Here is a 17,606-nt window from a genome sequence, read left to right on the forward strand (position 1 = left end):
CGAGCGCAGGACAGTGCGGCCTGCCAGAGCGACGCGCAGCGTCGGGACCGCCCGGCCCGCAGCGCAGCGAGGACACGGACGGACCCACCTCTTGCAGGGCGGGCTGGCCTGTGCTGCCCCCCCCTCCCCTCTTCTTCTTTTTTCAACCTTCTGTTTTTTCTTCTTTTTTTTCAGGTTGGCCCCCCGCCCTGCCCGAACGCTCCGGCCGGGGTCTCCCAGGCTGGTGTGAAGACAGTCGGGATCGGACGCGCCGAGAGGCACGCGCGGGCCAGATCGGGTGCTGCCAGGGCGGCGGCATACGGCCTGCCCTGCTCGGCGAGCTGCTCCAGCGACACCGTGCGCTTGATCGTGCAGCCAAACTGCTGCTCGTACTGCACGAGGCGTTCAAAGCGGGCCGGATCGAGCCAGCGGATCGTTGCAAACTGCCGCGCATCGCCAAAAATACAGGTGGCACAGGACAGTCTGGAGAAGCCGATGCGGTAGGGCAGCGCCGGCATCACCTTCCAGCGTTTCAGGCTGTCCCAGACCTGCGCCTCGCTCCACTGGTGGACGGGCCGCCAGTGATCGACATGACGGCGACGTCGCGTGCCATGCCGCGTATCCGTGCGGTGCGGCTCGAAGGTGGCATAGCGGGCACGGTTTGGGCTTTCTTCGGCACGCTCGCCCGTTACGAACAGGGTGCGGCGGTTCAGGAAGCGGTCCTGGCCGCGTAGGGAGCGATCGGCGACGTCAATCTTGGTGACACCGGAGCACCATCGGGTCGTCAGGCTGGCGGAGACCTGGGGAAAGCGCAGGCGCGTCCCGTTCGGCCCCTGCCCGCCTGCGCGGATCAGACCCTCAGGGCTTTCGAAAAGAACAGGGGCTGTCGGTGCGTCCTTGCGGAGCATCTCCCGCTCGAAGCCGCCCTCGCGCCAGGAGCGATAGAGCGGCAGGCCGAAGTCCCGCGCCAGCGCGCTCACATAGGGCGAGGTGGAGGGCCAGTCCATGAAGGACGGCCCCTGCCCGTCCACCTCGTGGTGCCACAGTTCCAGGCGGTCCATCGGGGCACCGGCTTCAAGGAGGGCAAAAAGGCAGGCGAGGCCGTCTTTGCCGCCCGAGATGGCCACGATAATACTGTCATACGACGTCAGATCCGGCGTCATGACACGAACCTGCTGACCGGGGCACCTGTCCGGACAGAGCGGCACATCAGGGCACTGGCGATCGGAGCATCCCGCAGGAGAAGCGGCTTGACGTGCCGGTTGTCCCAGCTCAGGCCCTCGCAGCGTGAGAGGAGTCCAAGCTGGGTTGCCGCCTCATCCCGGCACGCACACACCCGTTCATTGCCACCCGCACTGCGACGGCAGGGCTCATGCGCCGGCGCGTTGCAGCCCGTACACGGGATCGTCAGGGCCGGATCACCGCCAGCCCAGTGCTCATTGCATTTGCGGCAGGAGACGGGCTCCTGTGTATCGGTCCACCGCATGGGCGGCCGACCGCGTGGTGTTGGGGCGTAAGGAAGGTAATGACGGCGCATGATGCTCGATCCATTTCTGGTTTTTGAACATCGTCGCGTCCGGCTGGGGGCTGTTCAGACTGCAACAGTACCGCGCAGCGGCAGGATCAACGCGGCCCGCAGCCACGCGCAGACGGCGTAGCCGGCGAGCATGGCGAGGACACGCGTTGACCCACCTGTTGCGGGCTGGGCAGCTTCCAGCCAGCCCTTTCTTCTATTACGCTTTCCTTCAATCTTTTCATTTCTGCCACCATCAAAACTACGATCCATTACCAATTTTTTCCGGTGTTATTCTGGTTTGTCATATATTACCGGTTATAGATATATTACAGATTATGGAAACAATTCCGGTATTTCATTCAATACCGGTTATTATATTAACCTGGAGAGACTGATGCCTGTAATTGTGATGGCTCGTCCCAAAGGGGGGTAGGAAAATCAACCTGTGCCGTGCTCTTGGCTACAGAGTTTGCGCGAATGAACGCCGAAGTTACGGTTCTGGATTGCGACCCAAGCCACTCGCTTACACGTTGGGCTTCTCGAAGCATCCTATCTGGCATTCGCCTCGTATCAGACGTCGGCCGGTCCGAAATTGTTCAGACAATCAAAAGAGTGTCTCCCAGTCAGCGCTTTCTTTCAATCCTTCCATGCTGCCATCCTCTAAACCGCTATGAACTACCGATTTTAGATTTTCAGGTGCTTTCCCGGTTTGTTATATATTTCCGGTCATAGAATTAATTTAGGTTATTGATTTATTTCTGGTAATGCATATATTACAGATTACCGAAACGATTCCGGTGACTTATTTAATACCGGTTATTGTATTAATCTGGAGAGATTGATGCCCGTAATTGTGATGGCTAGTCCCAAGGGAGGAGTAGGAAAATCAACCTGTGCCGTGCTCTTGGCTACAGAGTTTGCGCGAATGCACGCCGAAGTTACGGTTCTGGATTGCGACCCAAACCACTCGCTTACACGTTGGGCTTCTCGAAGCATCCCATCTGGCATTCGCCTCGTATCAGACGTGGGCCGATCCGAAATTGTTCAGACAATCAAAAGAGCAGATGGCGACGGAAAAATCGTCATAGTTGATCTTGAAGGTGTTGCTTCACAACTTGTCAGTCGCGCCATATCTCAGGCTGACCTAGTGATTGTACCGATGCAGGCAACAGCATTGGACGCTGAGATTGGTTCGGAAGCCTTGGCTCTCGTAAGAGAAGAAGAGGATGCTCTCGGAAGAACGATCCGTCATGCTGTGGTGCTTACAAAAACAAGTGCCGCGATAAAAAGTCGCGTTCAGAAAGATCTTGAAAGCCAGCTCAAATCGGAAGGCATCGACCTCATACAACCGTCATTAGTCTCCAGGGCAGCCTTTTCTGAGCTATTTGCCTATGGGGGCGATTTGACATCAATGCTCGAAAATAAAGAGATGACGACAGGCGGAAAAGTGGACAAGGCCCTAGAAAACGCAAGGGGTTTTGCGGAGGCTGTATATGACCGGCTCAAATAGACTTGCTGGACTACGGGCACGTCCGAAAGACGAAAGCGTGCAGCAAACTAAGATAGTGGATGCTGTAGGGGAGGCTCATGGCTTCTTAGATCGCACCCCGCGACGTAAGCCTGGTCGGAAGCCCAGCCCTAGAACCTATCAGATTCACCCCAAAATCATGCCAGAGATTGGGGACGCGATAGCCGGTGAGGCCGAGCGTCTAGGCATCACGCAAGGCGCGCTGATCGAAATTATGTGGCGCTCCTACAGCAAACAAAAATAAGAAGATTATTATTAATACCGGAATTAATTATATTACCGGTATTAAATATATAATCTGAATTTAATCTAATACCGGTTTTATACCCTTTATTAGAAATCTGGTTTTGTCAGAGATGTTCCTGAAATGCCAAAAGTCGTGGTCTAACCTAGCCTCCTAAGACTCTTGGCAAGAGTACCTTCGATAATTTTCTTGCCTTAAGTCCTTTTTTGTTCTCTTTATGTTCTCGTTAAGGAGAACATGAATGACAACGGACGCCCTGGCGCGACTGCGCGAGCAGGTCCGACGCTTGGAGCGTCGAGACCTGTCCCATTCCCATAGTGACACACTCGCCACCGGACATTCTGCCGTCGATGCCCATCTCGGCGGCGGTCTCAAGACCGGCAGCCTGCATGACTTTTTGATTTCTGATCCTCTGGAGAGAGGGGCCAGTCTCGCCATGCTGCTGCCCATCCTGAAAGAGGGCAGGGGGCCTATCTTCTGGATCAGCGATACACCGGCCGAACTGAACGGCTGCGGGCTGCATCAGTCCGGCGTTTCACTGGAACGTCTGGTCTGCATTGAAACGGACCCGGCCAGCCTGCTATCGGTCGCCGAAGACGTGTTGCGCGGGCCAGAGCGCGCACTGGCCGTCATCACAGGAAGCCACGTCCCAAGCCTCAAGGAAATCCGTCGCCTTAATCTGGCTGTGGAGGCGAGTGGCAACACAGGCTTCTTCCTGCGTTTGGCTCCCCTCACGCGCGCTCCCGGGAAAGATCCCTGCGCGTGCGCCACGCGCTGGCGGATCCTCTCTCATCCCTCAGCGCCACGATTTTTTCCGGGACTGGCCATGCCGCTTCCCGGTTCCCGACGCCTTTCTGCCGCGCTGCTGCGGGTGAGGGGAGGCCGCCCTGCTCACTGGATCCTCGACTGCACCGATCATGCGCCGCTTTCTCGCTCTCTGGATGCCCTTCTGGCGCACCGAGCGCCTTCAGCTCTCCCGCCCGGAAGACTTCCCGACCGACAGGCCCCTGGCCGTGCACGCGCCAGCGCATAACCGTCAGATCGTCACGGGTGTCAGTCCGGCTGCGCTCGCGGCCGGACTGACACCCGAAATGCCACTCGCACAGGCGCGCTCTTTGGTACCTGATCTTCTGACGGCAGAAGAAGACGCCGAAGCACAGAGGGCCGCGCTGACAGACCTGTGCTCCTGGTTGATCTGGCTGTCGCCGCTGCCCGCGTTCGACACTCCGGACGGTCTCTACAGCGACACCACCGGCTGCGCCCATCTTTATGGGGGTGAGACGGCCATGCTGGATCTCGTCAGGGAACGCCTGAAGGCGAAGGGACATTCCTGCTCCGTGGCACTAAGCGATACCGCCGCTGCCTCACGCGCCCTGGCCCGCTCTGGGATCAACCGGATCTGTCTCGTGCCTCCCGGTCAGCAGAGACAGGCGCTGCACCCGTTGCCCTGTTCAGCGCTTCCGCTGCCTGAGAAGGCGCTCTCCAGCCTCACACGCCTTGGACTCAACACGATTGGCGCCCTTGCAGATCTCCCACGCGCACCTCTGGCCAAGCGCTTTGGCAGAGAGCTTCTGAGCTGTCTTGATGAGGCTTTGGGACGACAGGCCCGCCCGCTCAGCGTCTTTCAGCCTGCGGACCGGATTTCCCTGACCCGGTCTCTGGTCGAGCCGATCAGCACGCCTGACGCCATTGCCACGGTGATTGCAGCCCTTGTGCCGGTTGTCTGCGAAAAGCTGGTGGCCCGGGGGGAGGGGGCGCGGCAGCTCGACTTTCTCTGTGTGCGCGTGGACGGATCCATCCAGGCCGTCCGCGTGGGAACATCCGATCCCACGGCTGACATTACGCGTCTGACACGCCTGCTGAAGGACCAGATCCCGCAGATCGCGCCAGAGTTCGGAATTGCAACCGTTATCCTCACTGTCAGCGCGAACGAACCGCTGGAAGCGGGACCTGAGCGGTCTGTCCTGCCAGACGAAACGGGAGCCTCTGAAACGCGCCTCCCAGCCTCTCTGATCGACCGGTTACTGAATCGTCCGGGCGTTGTTTCGGTTCACCAGCTCGCGCCCCGGTTTTCCGCCTGGCCGGAGGACGGACAGGCTCGCGTTTCTCCGGATAACATGGCAAAACCGGCTCTCGCGAGCCAGATGCTCTGGGCGCGGCCGAACACTTTGTTCGATCTGCCCGTCCGGGTGCAGGTGACTGCCCTGCTCCCGGACGGTGCGCCCCGCCAGTTCGTCCTGAAGCGACAGACGCACCGCATTGCGGCGGCCGATGGCCCCGAGCGACTGCTGGGCGAATGGTGGCAGACGTCCGAAAGTTACGGCGCGATCCGCGACTACTGGCAGGTTGAGACCACGACCGGCCTGCGCCTGTGGCTCTTTCGCAAAGGCGACGGAGCCCACGGCTGGTCCGGTTCGGGCGACTGGTTTCTACAGGGGGTCTTCTGATGGATCCCCGCGATGACCTGATCCCGGCCAGCACTTCGGACGTGGCCGAAGTCCTGATGCACGCGCTGTGTTACGACGGACGCAGGCGGACGCATGACGCCGCCGAGCTGATGGCCCGTCTGGTGGCCGAACGGCTGGTCGCCTATCTCGAACGCTCCGGCTTCGTGGTCATGCGCGCGCCCACCAGCAACGCGCCTGACAGCAGCCGACATCCCCATCCCCACCGCCGCTAGGCCATGAGCGCGCCTTACGTCGAATTGCAGGTGACGTCCTCGTTTTCATTCCTGCGCTCGGGCAGCCAGCCGGATGAACTGATCTTCCAGGCGAAAGCCCTGGGCTATGACACAATCGGTCTGACCGACTGGAACACTGTGGCAGGCGTGATCCGCGCCCATCTGGCGGCGCGCGAGGCCGGTCTTCGTCTTCTGCCCGGATGCCGTCTGGCTCTGCGCGATGGCAGTGCGCTCCTGGCCTATCCCCGCAACCGGGCGGGCTGGGCAGGTCTCTGCCAGCTCCTGACCCTTGGCCATCATCGGGGCGAGCGGGAGGTGTTCCTTCTGGGCTGGGAGGATCTCGTTGCAGCGGCATCGGACCTCGTCCTGATCCTGTTACCTCCCGAGGATCTGGCAGCGCTTCCAGGTCACGTTCAGAGCCTGCTGGATCTGCCCGGACACAGGGCAGGCGAAGAAGAGATCCGGTTTCTCGCGCTGACGATGCTCCGGCAGCCGGGAGATCTGGCCCGGCTTCACGCGCTTGCGGCGTTCAGTGCGGCACAAGGTCTGGCCTGCGTTGTGACGGGAGATGTTCTTTACCACGATGCGCGCCGGCACGTCCTTCAGGACGTGGTCACAGCCATCCGGGAAGGCTGCACCGTCGATGCCCTCGGCAACCGCCGTCACGTTCACGCTGATCGCCATCTGAAAGCCCCTGAAGAGCAGGTACGCCTCTTTGCCGCCTTTCCTGACGCCCTCGCCAACACACGGAGAATTGCCGAGATCTGCACGTTCAGTCTGGATGACCTGACCTATCAGTATCCGACCGAAACCGAGAGACCGGGCGAAAGCGCGCAGGAGACACTGACACGTCTGGTCGAAGTCGCACTGCCGCGTCGCTACCCGGCCGGGGCGCCGCCAGAAGTCGAGGCGCAGATCGCCCATGAGCTGAGGCTGATCGGCTCTCTCGCCTACGCTCCGTATTTCCTGACTGTGAATACGATCGTGCGTCATGCCCGCTCGCTCGGGATTGTCTGCCAGGGGCGCGGATCCGCCGCGAACTCAGCGGTCTGCTATGTTTTGGGCATCACGAGTATTGATCCGGTTCGCTCGGGCCTACTGTTCGAACGGTTCATCTCAGCCGAACGGCAGGAACCGCCCGATATCGACGTCGATTTCGAGAGTGACCGCCGCGAAGAAGTCATCCAGTGGATTTACCGGCACTATGGCCGCCACCGCGCGGCCCTGTGTGCCACCGTGCAGCGCTATCAGCCCAAGGGCGCGTTGCGCGAAGTCGGCAAGGTTCTGGGGCTACCGGAGGATCTGACCGGCCAGCTTTCCAAACACATCGCCTCCTCTCTCGCGGATCAGGATCTGTGTAAGGCACGCGCGGCTGATCTTGGTCTGAACCTGAAGGACAGACGCCTCAGCCTGACATTCCATCTCGCACGCCAGCTTCTCGGCTTTCCGCGCCAGCTTGGGACGCATCCGGGCGGATTTGTGCTGACCGAGGATCGCCTGGACGAACTTGTTCCCCTGCTGCCGACCGCCATGGACGGACGTCAGATTATTGTCTGGGACAAAGACGATATTGACGTGCTGCGCTTCATGAAGGTGGACGTTCTGGGCCTGGGAATGCTCGGCTGTCTGCGTCGCGGGTTCGAGTTGCTGCACACCGTGTATCAGACCCGCATGGATCTCGCTTCGATCCCGGCCGAGGATCCGCAGACCTATCGCATGATCCAGAAGGCTGACACGCTCGGCACATTCCAGATCGAAAGCCGGGCGCAGATGTCGATGCTGCCGCGCATGAAGCCCAGGACTTTCTATGATCTGGTGATACAGGTCGCGATCGTCCGGCCCGGGCCAATCCAAGGAGATATGGTTCATCCCTATCTCCGCAGGAGAGAGAAACTGGAGCCTGTCACCTATCCGTCCGAGACCCTGCGCGAGATCCTTGGGAAAACTTTGGGCGTGCCGCTGTTCCAGGAGCAGGCAATGCAGGTGGCCATCCATTGTGCAGGCTTTACGCCAGGCGAGGCGGACCAGCTCCGCCGTGCCATGGCGACGTTCAAAATGACCGGGGGGGTGTCGCCGTTCCGGGACAAACTGGTGAGCGGGATGCTGGCCAACGGGTATGAACAGGAGTTTGCAGAGCAGACGTTCAGCCAGCTCGAAGGGTTTGGCAGCTACGGCTTTCCCGAAAGCCACGCCGCCTCGTTTGCCCTGATCGCCTATGCGTCCGCCTGGATAAAATGCCATTACCCGGATGTGTTCTGCGCAGCCCTGCTGAACAGCCAGCCCATGGGGTTTTATGCGCCTTCGCAGATTGTTCAGGACGCGCAACGCCATGGCGTCGAGGTCCGGCCGATCTGTATCAATGCCTCCCGATGGGACTGCACGCTGGAGCGTAGCGGTACGTCTTTACGTAAAGCCGTAAGGTTGGGCTTTCGCATGGTGCGGGGGCTTGCTAACGGGCTCGGTGCGGCCCTGATTGCGGCCCGGATGCCGGATTATGAGAGTATTGATGATGTCTGGCGGCGTGCGGATGTGCCGGTCTCGGCCCTGGAATGTCTGGCGGAAGCGGATGCGTTCCGGGTGTTTGGACAGATGCGCCGTGCTGCACTCTGGTCGATCAAGGGTCTCGCCGATACGGCCCTGCCGTTGTTCGAAGCGGCGGATCGCGGGCGGAACTTTCCGCTGCCGGAGGTGATCGAGCCGGAGATTGTCCTGCCGCAGATGTCAGAGCGGGCGTCGGTGCATGAGGATTACCGGGCGACAGGACTTAGTCTGAACGGGCATCCCGTCGCGTTTCTCCGAGAGGGCTTACGAAAAGAGGGGATCGTGCGCTGTGGAGATCTGCCGTACCTGCGGGATGGGCGTCGGATCCAGCTCACGGGTCTTGTCCTGATGCGGCAGAGGCCGGGAACGGCGAACGGCACCATGTTCGTCACGATCGAAGATGAAACCGGCACGGCCAATCTGATTGTCTGGAAAGACGTGCAGGAGAAGCACCGGCTTCCTCTTCTCGCGTCCCGTCTGCTGGCCTGTAAGGGCCGGCTGCAGAAAGAGGGTGAGGTGATCCATGTCGTTGTGCTCAGTCTGGAAGACCTAACGCCATTGCTTCAGGGGTCAGAGCTGCTGAAGGCACGGGACTTTCGATAGGAAGGATAATCGGTTCGACCGATCTTATTCAAAAATAGAGAGATGCTTGTTGATGTTGAACCTGTGGAATTGTGGGCAGAGCGGCGACTGTGGTCAGCCGGAAGGGCTGTCCATCAGGACGCGAGCGGCCGTGGAACGGCTGTTCACAAATCCATAGGTGGATGACGAACAGATGGAACGTGCACATCCCTCTTTTCGATTGCCATTTTTCGCAGCACGATTGACGCAGCAATTCTTCGGACTCAGGAAAGGCAGCCATGCGCGTAGGACCCAAGAATCTCCCAAGCCGGTCACACAAACTTCCTGAAGATGAGGAGATAGACCTCCGAAACGCCTTTGGTCGTTTCGCCCGAGCTGCGTGTCGATCCAGAGGAAGCACAGTAGCCAAAAAATATCAAATCGAGGGAGCCGGCCGCTGGTTTTACTGTTCCTGCCGCGGCGATAATGAACGCTACCCTCCCGTTCTTGTGCCGCGCGGCGAAGACCACATTGTCCGCGCAAGCAGGGGCGGATGGAAGACCCATGATGAGAGATGCGATTTTTTTCGCGAGCCACATGAGCAACGTATGCTGGTTAGAACCTATCATTGTCCTGAAGAGGCGTCGCTGAATCTTATTCAGAACCATCGAGAAGATCAGACTTTCCCACGGACATCTGGTGGAACATCCTATCTTCGCAAACGCCCGGCCCTCGCGACACTTCTAGCCCGGCTCATGACCGCAGCCGGCTTGCAATGTCGCTCATACAAAGAGGATCCCTGCAAGCGAAGCGAGCAGTTCAGAAACATTCGAGATGCATCTGCTGATTTACAACTGGCACCCGGCATAAGTCTTGCCGACTGGCTGATCACTTATGACAAAAATCTGAACGCACTGGTCCATAGCATTGGCAAACAGCGCCCGGAGACATTTGGTGGGAAAAGGCCTCATGGCATTCTCATAACGCTGGCGAGGACATGCGATAGTGGTCAGATTACCACAATTTTTGACACGACCATCCCTGTGCGGGGGACCATTACAATTTTTGGCGAACGCAACGGCGCTGACCGTGAAGCCGCCGAAGCACTCGCTGCACGGTCCCCGTATCTGGTCATCTGTTTGATTGCTGCCGCAACTGCGGGCGACACGCCAGAAGTCCTGAAAGCATATGCCCATCCCTGCCTGTCTGAAGACGACCTTATGATGGTCGACAGCGATCGAGAGCGCGTCACGTTCACTCAACTTCAGAGCGTACAAACATGGCTCCATACAAAGAAGAACCGTGACGTCGCAATCGAGAAGCCCTTGTTTGATATTGGGCCCGAAGTAGCCGAAGATGAAGACCCGCGCGAACCTTGTGTGCCTGACTTCATAGTCAAAATCGAGCCCGAGCGTCCTGATGGAGACGGCAGTCAGATCATTGTCGAGACCATGGGGTTCGATACAGACGACTACAGAACCCGTAAAGCCAGGATGCATCCTCTGATGTCACAAGCCCTGAGCGACGCCGAAGTCATCGAACATGATTTTTATCGACCCAAAGACAAGACACAGTATGAGCGGGACACGGCTTTCTGGAGGAGGGTACGGTGGGCGCTCACAGGGCCAGAATGATAGGATGACATCCCCCGTGATCGTCTACCCAGGAGAAAATTACGTTGAGTGCTCTGGATGCAAACTGCAATCGAGCGATCCTGTTGGACTATTATTTGATGCGTAAGATTTTGGGTACCCTACTGGTACTGGTGAGCGGACAACACATTAAATCCGTTCACGGATACGCACTCCATTGCCTGTCGAAAAACATCTGTTTCCCGACAGGCCCTATATCTGCGATCGCGCTCATGAGGCCTCCTAGCTATGAATGTTCACGCTAAATGGCCGGTTTTTCATCGCGATATATGGGCAGCTATGGGAGGTAAACGGAATGTCCGCTCCGGAGGTCTGATCCGCCCAAAGCGGACATTTTGCCATTTTCGGCTTGAGACGGAGCTTGCTGACGTGGTATCTACCATGTAGACACACGTAGGAGAGATTCAATGCTTGGAACCGTTCGTAAATGGGGGAACAGCGCCGCCATTCGTTTGCCGGCCAATATCCTTGAAGCGGCTCACCTGCATGTTAACCAGGCCGTTGATGTCCGGGAAGAAGATGGACGCATCGTCATTCAACCGGTTCGATCTGCTGCCCTTTCTCTGGAAGCCCTGACCGCTGCGATCACGGATGATAACCGCCATGGTGAAGTGAGTTTTGGATCTGAAGTCGGTGGAGAGATCTGGTAAGTGTCGGCGTGGGTACCAGACTGCGGAGACATTGTCTGGCTGGAGTTTGATCCTCAGGCAGGGCGTGAACAGGCCGGACATCGCCCCGCTGTCGTATTGTCTCCCGCCAGCTATAACAAAAAATCCGGAATGATCGTCTGTTGCCCGACAACGACAAAAGTCAAAGGGTATCCTTTTGAAGTACCCCTGACGGGAGAACCAACAAGCGTTGTTCTCTCTGATCAGGTTCGCAGTCTTGACTGGCGTGCCAGACGGGCCAAGCATAAAGGCCGGGTTTCTGAAGGCGAACTTGAAGCGGTCCGCGAGCGCGTTCGGCTATTAATCGGATAAGAGCAGGGAAAGCGAAATACCCCCTTTTCGCTTTCCCTGTCACAGGAGGCAGGCCACCCTGTGCGCTCCGAATGCTTATACGGTGATCGTTCCGGAAATACGGGTCACGACATTCCCGCCGATCCAGATATCGTCACTGACTTTCTCCACGAAGACCTGCCCGTCTCCAACAAAGGCTCGCACCTCAAACTGGGCATCTGTTCCGTCACGCACGGGGTCCCACGTATCAACAATACCCACGCGCTGCCCCTTCAGCGCCATCCAGCCAGGACCATTACTGTTCTCCCCGATTGTCCATCATCGTCGACGCCGGTTTCATTGCTTTACCCACGCAACCGACAGCTCTCGCCACGGGGGCGTGTGTTCATCGACTGGGTCGCTGACCTGTTTCCGAAAATGACGTTGTGACGGTCGAATGTGCCGGCTGACCGTGGGAAGCCATTCGTTACGTCCCCGATCGGCGTCACCCATTACGAAAACCTGTTGTCAGGCCCGCACTTATGTCTTGATCGCGACCAGCTTTGCAATCTGTTGTCCGGCAGGATCGAAATTCCCTGGCCTGAGCCACACCTCAAGTGCGGCTTTGATATCAGGCCAGTCGGTATCGGTCATTGCGAACCAGACCGTGTCACGATTCTGACCCTTGGCCACCATATGGTTCCGAAAGAGTCCTTCAAACCGGAAGCCGAACCGTTCGGCTGCCCGCTTGGATGGCCCGTTCAGATCGTTGCATTTCCACTCGAACCGGCGATAGCCGAGCGTGTCGAAAACATAGGATGCGAACAGGTACAGCGCTTCCGTGGTGACGCAGGTGCGTGCGATCGCCGGCCCCCACAGAATGCTGCCGATCTCAATGACGCCATGCGCCGTATCGATCCGCATCAGGGCCTGGCGCCCCTCGGCGCGGCCGGTCGCCTTGTCGATCACCGCGAAGAACAGGGGATCTTCGGATGTTGCCGCTTTCTCGATCCAGGCATGGAAGCTCGCGGCGTCGGCGGGTGTCGTCTCGAACAGGTAGCGGAACCGGTCATCGGCCCCCGGTTCCTGCGCCGAGCGCAGCAGATCGGCCTCATGAAGCGCCGGATCGAGCGGCTCCAGTCGCGTATAGCGCCCCTCCATGACAAGACGGGCAGGTCTGGGCACACCGGTCCAGTTCGTCAGATCTGTTGTCATTGTCTGTTCAGACATCCCGTGGCTGTTTCCTGTCTTCCTATCGCAGCAGGCAGCTCGGCACCATGCATCCATATGGTGCCGAGCTTTTTAGTCTGGCCACAGGTCAGCTTTAGCGGTCTTCTCGTCTGAGAGCCGCAAGTCCGGAACCGGCCCAGTTCCTGTCGGTCTATGACGTGGTTGGATGTGGGTTGAACGTCTTCTTCTGACCGAGGCTGCCGCTCTTCATGTCGCGTGCACATGACCGCTTTGTCCCAAACGCAGTCTATCGCGGCTCGCCTGACAATGTCGGCTTTCGGAAAACTGTCATCACCACATCGATGTCGGACATGAGGCGACTGCTGCCTGTCTGTTCAGGTTTCCTCGAGCAGACAGGTGGCTCTTGGGGGAAGGCGAATATCTGCGTTTCAACGAGAACCATGAGGAAGCTGGCGTCACCGCCAATACCGGAGCGTTACACATCCTTACCGAGGCAGCGTGTAAAAATAATCGTTCCGGATGTGCAGTCTGTCGTCCCGGTCACCCATTGGCGGAAGCAAGTTTCAGTTTCACCATGACGACCTTGGGATGGTCGCCGATGCGCTCGACATCTAAGAGGCCGGATGCCTCGGCCAATTCGGACAGGCGGCTATAGCCGTAGTTGCGTGCGTCGAAGTCCGGTGCCTGTTTGGCAAGAACAGCTCTTTGTCTTTCTGGCTGCGCGCACAAGGTTTTTTCTGCCTGGCAACGGTTGCATAATAGACAGATGGCGCAATCGGCAGGATCTTGCAGATTGACCCGACACCATATGTCTGCCGATGCTCCTCAATGAAGCGCGTCATGGCCTGAACCGGCGGTCGAGTTCCGCCTGGGCAAAATACGCAGAAGCCTTACGCAGGATTTCATTGGCCTGCCGCAATTCGCGGTTCTCTCGCTCCAGTTGCCTGATCTTTTCCCGATCAGGCAGTTCACTCACCGCAGGCGCATTGGCCCGCTCATGCAGACGGGTCCATTTTGACAGCGTGTCAGGATGAATATCCAGCTTTGGCGCTATCATCATCACCGCAGACCAGCGTGATGGATGGCTCTTCTCTTCCTCCAGAACCATGCGAGCCGCACGTTCACGAAATTCAGGCGGAAAACGCTTCGATTTGTTGCTCATGAATTCTTCTTACCTCTCGGGTCGTTCTGTCTCCACAAAACCCGGGGCAATTCAGATTGCCTTTTACAACCAACAGCGCCCTGATCAGGCATTGAAGATGATGACCCCGGATGCGGCTTACGCCGCTACATTAACCGCATGACCTGAGCAGAAAGCGGTGGGTCATTACATGGTCGTACAGAAGAACCAGCGTGATCAAGCAAAACCAGAAAAATGGAATCACAGTGGATCCCTCAATAACAGCAGGTTTTTAGAACCCTCCATCTGTTGGCGAGCCCTTCAGGTCGGCGCAGACCTCAGGAACACGTCCGAACGTCGTATGCTCATCGCCCCATCTCTTGAGAGTCATAATGACGGGCTCAAGGGTCCGACCGCGTGCGGTCAGACTGTATTCCACCTTTGGCGGAACTTCCGGGTAAACCGTCCGCAACACAAACCCGTCCCGCTCCAGTTCGCGAAGCTGGGTGGTCAACATTCTCTGGGTGATATTGGGCAAACGTTTGCGGATGGCGTTGAAGCGCAGGGTCCCCTGAAGCAGGTGATAGAGGATCACACCTTTCCATTTTCCGTCGATGAGTTGAAGCGTTGCTTCAACAGCGCAGCCGGGGCTGCAATCAAGTGATTTATGGCGGATGCGGGTCATAACGGTATCATTTCCGACACTATGGGTGTTAAAAGTGCGTTCTTGTCTGAAAACAATATAATGCTCACTCTTCTCCTCATTCAACAGAGGAGCAGACATTATGCGGGCCATCGGTTATCAGATGCCTCTTCCCATCGAAAATCCGGCAGCCCTTCAGGACATCGATCTACCGAAACCTGTTCCTTCGGGCCGGGATCTTCTGGTGGAGATCAGGGCTGTGTCGGTCAATCCGGTTGATACAAAAGTCCGCAGCAGCGCAACACCGGAGGCGGGTCAGTGGCGTGTTCTGGGCTGGGATGCGGCGGGGGTTGTCGTCGGCACCGGACCGGACGTGACGGATTTCTCTGTCGGCGATGAGGTCTTTTATGCCGGTGCGATCAACCGTCCAGGAACCAACGCCGAGTTTCATCTGGTCGATGAGCGGATTGTCGGTCGCAAACCCCGCTCCCTGACCTGGGCTGAAGCCGCAGCCTTACCGCTGACCGCAATCACGGCCTGGGAAATGCTTTTCGATCGTCTGGACATTCGTCGGTCTGTCCCAGGAACGGTGCCGTCTATTCTGATCATCGGGGGTGCAGGCGGTGTCAGTTCCATGGCGATCCAGTTGGCCAAGGTTCTGACTGATATCACGGTCATTGCTACGGCTTCGCGCCCCGAAACGCAGGACTGGGTCGCATCTCTTGGGGCAGATTACGTGATCGATCACAGTAAGCCCCTGGCCGCACAGGTTGCTGCCCTTCCTACGGGCGCTCCCGGTTTTGTTTTTTCCACGACGCAGACAGATCGACACCTGGCAGAGATCGTCGCACTTCTTGCCCCACAGGGGCATTTCGGCCTGATCGATGATCCGGCTGAACTTAATGCTCTACCTCTGAAGCGAAAAAGCCTCTCGCTGCACTGGGAACTGATGTTTACGCGTTCACTGTTCGGAACGGCAGACATCAGCGCTCAGGGGAAACTCCTGAACGACGTGTCGCGCCTTGTAGAGGAAGGTCGTCTTCGCACGACGCTCGGTAAAGAGTTCGGGCTCATCACTGCGGCCAATCTGCGGGATGCTCACGCCCTGATCGAGAGCGGTCAGGCTAAAGGCAAGATCGTACTCGAGGGTTTTGCAGCCTGAAATTATATTTCGATGACCTTACACGAAGAGAAAGTCTTCCCATTTTTCTGAAATTCGAAATCTCAAAATGGAGATCAACATGAAACTGACAGACAATACCATACTGATTACTGGAGGTGGTTCCGGCATTGGTCGCGCCCTTGCCGAAGCATTTCATCAGAATGGCAACAAGGTCATTATTGCCGGGCGTCGCCGTTTAAGGCTTGATGAGGTTACAGCAGCGAATCCTGGCATGGAGGCCATTGAACTGGATCTCGAAATTCCGGCTGATATCCAGAATGCTGCGGAGCAAATTCAACGAGATTACCCGTCGTTGAACGTACTTATCAACAATGCCGGAATCATGTTGCCAGATACAGCGGCAGGGCAAATAGATGACACTCTTCTGACTTCAACGTTCACCACCAATTTTGCTGCTCCGATTCGACTGACCTCTGCGCTCATGCCACATCTTAAGGCGCAGCCCCAATCAACCATTATCTACAATACTTCCGGACTGGCCTTTATTCCGCTCGCACTGACAGCTGTTTATTCTGCATCTAAAGCCGCTCTCCATTCTTACGTAATGTCGCAGCGTTTTCTGCTTAAGGACACGAACATCGACGTCATCGAGATCGCACCGCCGTGGGTGCGGACCGAACTGATGAACAGTCAAGAAGCAGAAGCCGCTGTCCCTCTAAAGAAATTTATTTCCGATACTATGGCTCTTTTGGCCACAGAGAAGAACGAAATCATCGTTGATGAAGCAAAAAAATTTCGCGAGGCTTCAGGCCCGCAAGAATATGAATTCGTCGAAAGTTTTAATGAGAAAATGCAAGCACTTTTCCAAAATGGATAGGGAGGGGGCATCTATACCTGTCTGGTAAATAAAAAAGGCTATCATACGGCATGTCATCTGTTTGCGTGCCGTATAACCCCTGTGACCACAAATGGGATCACAATTGATTAGTTACTAGAGATACCGACATACTGGAGAAAAGGTTCAAATCAGCACTCACATGTTTCACTGACTTGGTATTGCAGCAAGCAGCCTGATCGTTTCTTGCTGGGTATTTAATCCCTTCATTTGATGGGGGAATTGAGGATGAATGTTTCTGGCTCTGAAGCCCATATCCTGCAGATGTATTCGTAAAGCGTGAGTCTTAGCTCGAAATGATTGGCGAACATGAAGTCATTGAGGTGCGTTCTCAACAGATCATATTTGCTGTAATGGAAATATTTTACGGTTTGTCCCCTTCGACATCGGGTAGACGCGAAATCCCGTAACTCTGAATACCGCGTTGTAGAGCTCAACGTGTCAGATGCCTCTCGCGTGCGAAAAACGATTGGACAGTCAGGCAATATCGCCTTCGTGCATCTCTGAACCGTAGAAAAAGGCGAGATTACAGTGCTGCATCAGGTCGCCGATACTGCTGCCATACAGAAACTTCTTGGAAGTGGAGAACTGGTGTTATGAATGCCGAAGAGCATCTAATGACCTTGAACCGGACGGGTGGACGGTTCAATCTCAATGAAATTGCCGCCGCGTTCCCGGAAACGGCGGAGGAGGCTCCGTTTGCACCCGGTCATCTTCTAGTGTTCCCCCGTTGGGCGGTGCATGCCGTGCCCCGTATTCTGAGCCATCCAATCGTTTTTCTTGCCATTGATACGCTGCGACGGGCGCCAAACGACGTGGTGTTCGTGGATCCTGCCGACGGTACGCCGTCCGGTTTTATTGCAGGGATCTGATATCATGGGATTCATGAAACAGAAGCGACGGCAGGCTTTCCGAGCAACTAGAGCGGTTCCACTGAACTCTGAATCGAGAGGTGACACTGAAGAGGTCTTGTGATTCACCGTTTTCATTGATGG

Annotated in this window: 19 protein-coding genes, 1 pseudogene and 1 other annotated feature; of the genes and pseudogenes, 12 read left to right on the forward strand and 8 right to left on the reverse strand. The window is 57.0% G+C overall.

Features of this window, described 5'->3' with window-relative positions; all coding sequences use genetic code 11:
* Window positions 1-170: 170 nt before the first annotated feature.
* Genes JK213_RS10810 through JK213_RS10820 form a run of 3 tightly spaced genes read right to left on the reverse strand, consistent with a single transcriptional unit; the run spans window position 171 to window position 1,765 of the window.
* Window positions 171-1,142, reverse strand: a complete 972-nt coding sequence (locus JK213_RS10810) for a phosphoadenosine phosphosulfate reductase family protein (protein WP_211571475.1) — start codon at window positions 1,140-1,142, stop codon at window positions 171-173.
* Window positions 1,139-1,516 carry a hypothetical protein gene (locus JK213_RS10815; RefSeq protein WP_211571491.1) on the reverse strand — a complete coding sequence of 126 codons (378 nt, stop codon included), beginning with the start codon at window positions 1,514-1,516 and terminating at the stop codon, window positions 1,139-1,141. Before JK213_RS10815 ends, JK213_RS10810 begins: the two co-directional genes overlap by 4 nt.
* 54 nt (window positions 1,517-1,570) lie before the next feature.
* Window positions 1,571-1,765, reverse strand: a complete 195-nt coding sequence (locus tag JK213_RS10820; RefSeq protein ID WP_211571476.1) for a hypothetical protein — start codon at window positions 1,763-1,765, stop codon at window positions 1,571-1,573.
* Window positions 1,766-1,933: 168 nt separating this feature from the next.
* Here JK213_RS10820 and JK213_RS16175 point away from each other — a divergent pair.
* The 9 genes and pseudogenes from JK213_RS16175 to mazF form a co-directional block, all read left to right on the forward strand.
* Window positions 1,934-2,227: pseudogene (locus tag JK213_RS16175) on the forward strand (hypothetical protein); the annotation flags it as partial.
* A 109-nt stretch (window positions 2,228-2,336) separates the two neighbouring features.
* Window positions 2,337-3,005, forward strand: a complete 669-nt coding sequence (locus JK213_RS10830; RefSeq protein ID WP_194268073.1) for a ParA family protein — start codon at window positions 2,337-2,339, stop codon at window positions 3,003-3,005.
* 503 nt (window positions 3,006-3,508) lie between these two features.
* A complete protein-coding gene (locus tag JK213_RS10835; protein ID WP_211571478.1) occupies window positions 3,509-4,300 on the forward strand; it encodes an ImuA family protein in 792 nt (263 codons plus the stop codon).
* Window positions 4,185-5,714, forward strand: coding sequence for a DNA polymerase Y family protein (locus tag JK213_RS10840; protein WP_249200555.1), 1,530 nt, complete (start codon window positions 4,185-4,187; stop codon window positions 5,712-5,714). Before JK213_RS10835 ends, JK213_RS10840 begins: the two co-directional genes overlap by 116 nt.
* Entirely contained in the window at window positions 5,714-5,947 is a 234-nt protein-coding gene (locus JK213_RS10845; RefSeq protein WP_099213480.1) for a hypothetical protein, read from the forward strand. Before JK213_RS10840 ends, JK213_RS10845 begins: the two co-directional genes overlap by 1 nt.
* A 3-nt stretch (window positions 5,948-5,950) precedes the next feature.
* On the forward strand, window positions 5,951-9,091 hold the full coding sequence (locus tag JK213_RS10850) for an error-prone DNA polymerase (RefSeq protein WP_211571479.1): 3,141 nt from the start codon (window positions 5,951-5,953) through the stop codon (window positions 9,089-9,091).
* Window positions 9,092-9,657: 566 nt separating this feature from the next.
* Window positions 9,658-10,683, forward strand: coding sequence for a hypothetical protein (locus JK213_RS10855; protein ID WP_211571480.1), 1,026 nt, complete (start codon window positions 9,658-9,660; stop codon window positions 10,681-10,683).
* A gap of 425 nt (window positions 10,684-11,108) precedes the next feature.
* Complete coding sequence (locus tag JK213_RS10860) at window positions 11,109-11,351, forward strand: AbrB/MazE/SpoVT family DNA-binding domain-containing protein (RefSeq protein ID WP_141354399.1); 243 nt, start codon at window positions 11,109-11,111, stop codon at window positions 11,349-11,351.
* Complete coding sequence (gene mazF / locus JK213_RS10865) at window positions 11,352-11,681, forward strand: endoribonuclease MazF (protein ID WP_141354397.1); 330 nt, start codon at window positions 11,352-11,354, stop codon at window positions 11,679-11,681.
* A 75-nt stretch (window positions 11,682-11,756) separates the two neighbouring features.
* On the opposite strand, the gene JK213_RS10870 is transcribed toward mazF, so the two are convergent.
* The 5 genes from JK213_RS10870 to JK213_RS10890 form a co-directional block, all read right to left on the reverse strand.
* The gene (locus JK213_RS10870; protein WP_167495566.1) at window positions 11,757-11,921 is read right to left on the reverse strand and encodes a hypothetical protein; all 165 of its coding nucleotides are present in this window, start codon (window positions 11,919-11,921) and stop codon (window positions 11,757-11,759) included.
* Window positions 11,922-12,179: 258 nt separating this feature from the next.
* Window positions 12,180-12,869: a GNAT family N-acetyltransferase gene (locus JK213_RS10875; protein WP_141354395.1), complete on the reverse strand. Its 690-nt coding sequence runs from the start codon at window positions 12,867-12,869 to the stop codon at window positions 12,180-12,182.
* Window positions 12,870-13,370: 501 nt separating this feature from the next.
* Complete coding sequence (locus JK213_RS10880; RefSeq protein WP_015075026.1) at window positions 13,371-13,559, reverse strand: OST-HTH/LOTUS domain-containing protein; 189 nt, start codon at window positions 13,557-13,559, stop codon at window positions 13,371-13,373.
* 38 nt (window positions 13,560-13,597) lie between these two features.
* Window positions 13,598-13,714, reverse strand: a sequence feature (AL1L pseudoknot).
* Window positions 13,669-13,992, reverse strand: a complete 324-nt coding sequence (locus JK213_RS10885) for a transposase (RefSeq protein ID WP_211571481.1) — start codon at window positions 13,990-13,992, stop codon at window positions 13,669-13,671. Its footprint overlaps the feature before it by 46 nt.
* Before the next feature lie 250 nt (window positions 13,993-14,242).
* The gene (locus tag JK213_RS10890) at window positions 14,243-14,635 is read right to left on the reverse strand and encodes a helix-turn-helix domain-containing protein (protein ID WP_198945979.1); all 393 of its coding nucleotides are present in this window, start codon (window positions 14,633-14,635) and stop codon (window positions 14,243-14,245) included.
* A gap of 100 nt (window positions 14,636-14,735) precedes the next feature.
* Between JK213_RS10890 and JK213_RS10895 the strand changes: the two genes are divergently transcribed.
* The 3 genes from JK213_RS10895 (at window position 14,736) to JK213_RS10905 (ending at window position 17,483) form a co-directional block, all read left to right on the forward strand.
* On the forward strand, window positions 14,736-15,755 hold the full coding sequence (locus JK213_RS10895) for a zinc-binding alcohol dehydrogenase family protein (protein WP_211571482.1): 1,020 nt from the start codon (window positions 14,736-14,738) through the stop codon (window positions 15,753-15,755).
* A 79-nt stretch (window positions 15,756-15,834) separates the two neighbouring features.
* Window positions 15,835-16,593, forward strand: coding sequence for an SDR family oxidoreductase (locus JK213_RS10900; RefSeq protein ID WP_249197419.1), 759 nt, complete (start codon window positions 15,835-15,837; stop codon window positions 16,591-16,593).
* A gap of 614 nt (window positions 16,594-17,207) precedes the next feature.
* The gene (locus JK213_RS10905) at window positions 17,208-17,483 is read left to right on the forward strand and encodes a hypothetical protein (RefSeq protein WP_211571484.1); all 276 of its coding nucleotides are present in this window, start codon (window positions 17,208-17,210) and stop codon (window positions 17,481-17,483) included.
* Window positions 17,484-17,606: the final 123 nt, after the last annotated feature.

This window comes from Gluconobacter sp. Dm-44, assembly GCF_018256175.1.
Taxonomy (GTDB): Bacteria; Pseudomonadota; Alphaproteobacteria; order Acetobacterales; family Acetobacteraceae; genus Gluconobacter; species Gluconobacter cadivus.

Bases quoted from the DNA above. Each gene is read 5' to 3' on its own strand.
- JK213_RS10895 (WP_211571482.1), top strand. From the start codon at position 14,736: ATGCGGGCCATCGGTTATCAGATGCCTCTTCCCATCGAAAATCCGGCA.
- JK213_RS10890 (WP_198945979.1), bottom strand. From the start codon at position 14,635: ATGACCCGCATCCGCCATAAATCACTTGATTGCAGCCCCGGCTGCGCT.
- JK213_RS10875 (WP_141354395.1), bottom strand. From the start codon at position 12,869: ATGTCTGAACAGACAATGACAACAGATCTGACGAACTGGACCGGTGTG.
- JK213_RS10820 (WP_211571476.1), bottom strand. From the start codon at position 1,765: ATGGATCGTAGTTTTGATGGTGGCAGAAATGAAAAGATTGAAGGAAAG.
- JK213_RS10845 (WP_099213480.1), top strand. From the start codon at position 5,714: ATGGATCCCCGCGATGACCTGATCCCGGCCAGCACTTCGGACGTGGCC.
- JK213_RS10840 (WP_249200555.1), top strand. From the start codon at position 4,185: ATGCGCCGCTTTCTCGCTCTCTGGATGCCCTTCTGGCGCACCGAGCGC.
- JK213_RS10860 (WP_141354399.1), top strand. From the start codon at position 11,109: ATGCTTGGAACCGTTCGTAAATGGGGGAACAGCGCCGCCATTCGTTTG.
- JK213_RS10810 (WP_211571475.1), bottom strand. From the start codon at position 1,142: ATGACGCCGGATCTGACGTCGTATGACAGTATTATCGTGGCCATCTCG.
- JK213_RS10855 (WP_211571480.1), top strand. From the start codon at position 9,658: ATGCTGGTTAGAACCTATCATTGTCCTGAAGAGGCGTCGCTGAATCTT.
- JK213_RS10900 (WP_249197419.1), top strand. From the start codon at position 15,835: ATGAAACTGACAGACAATACCATACTGATTACTGGAGGTGGTTCCGGC.
- JK213_RS10905 (WP_211571484.1), top strand. From the start codon at position 17,208: ATGAATGCCGAAGAGCATCTAATGACCTTGAACCGGACGGGTGGACGG.
- JK213_RS10835 (WP_211571478.1), top strand. From the start codon at position 3,509: ATGACAACGGACGCCCTGGCGCGACTGCGCGAGCAGGTCCGACGCTTG.
- JK213_RS10885 (WP_211571481.1), bottom strand. From the start codon at position 13,992: ATGAGCAACAAATCGAAGCGTTTTCCGCCTGAATTTCGTGAACGTGCG.
- JK213_RS10850 (WP_211571479.1), top strand. From the start codon at position 5,951: ATGAGCGCGCCTTACGTCGAATTGCAGGTGACGTCCTCGTTTTCATTC.
- JK213_RS10815 (WP_211571491.1), bottom strand. From the start codon at position 1,516: ATGCGCCGTCATTACCTTCCTTACGCCCCAACACCACGCGGTCGGCCG.
- JK213_RS10830 (WP_194268073.1), top strand. From the start codon at position 2,337: ATGCCCGTAATTGTGATGGCTAGTCCCAAGGGAGGAGTAGGAAAATCA.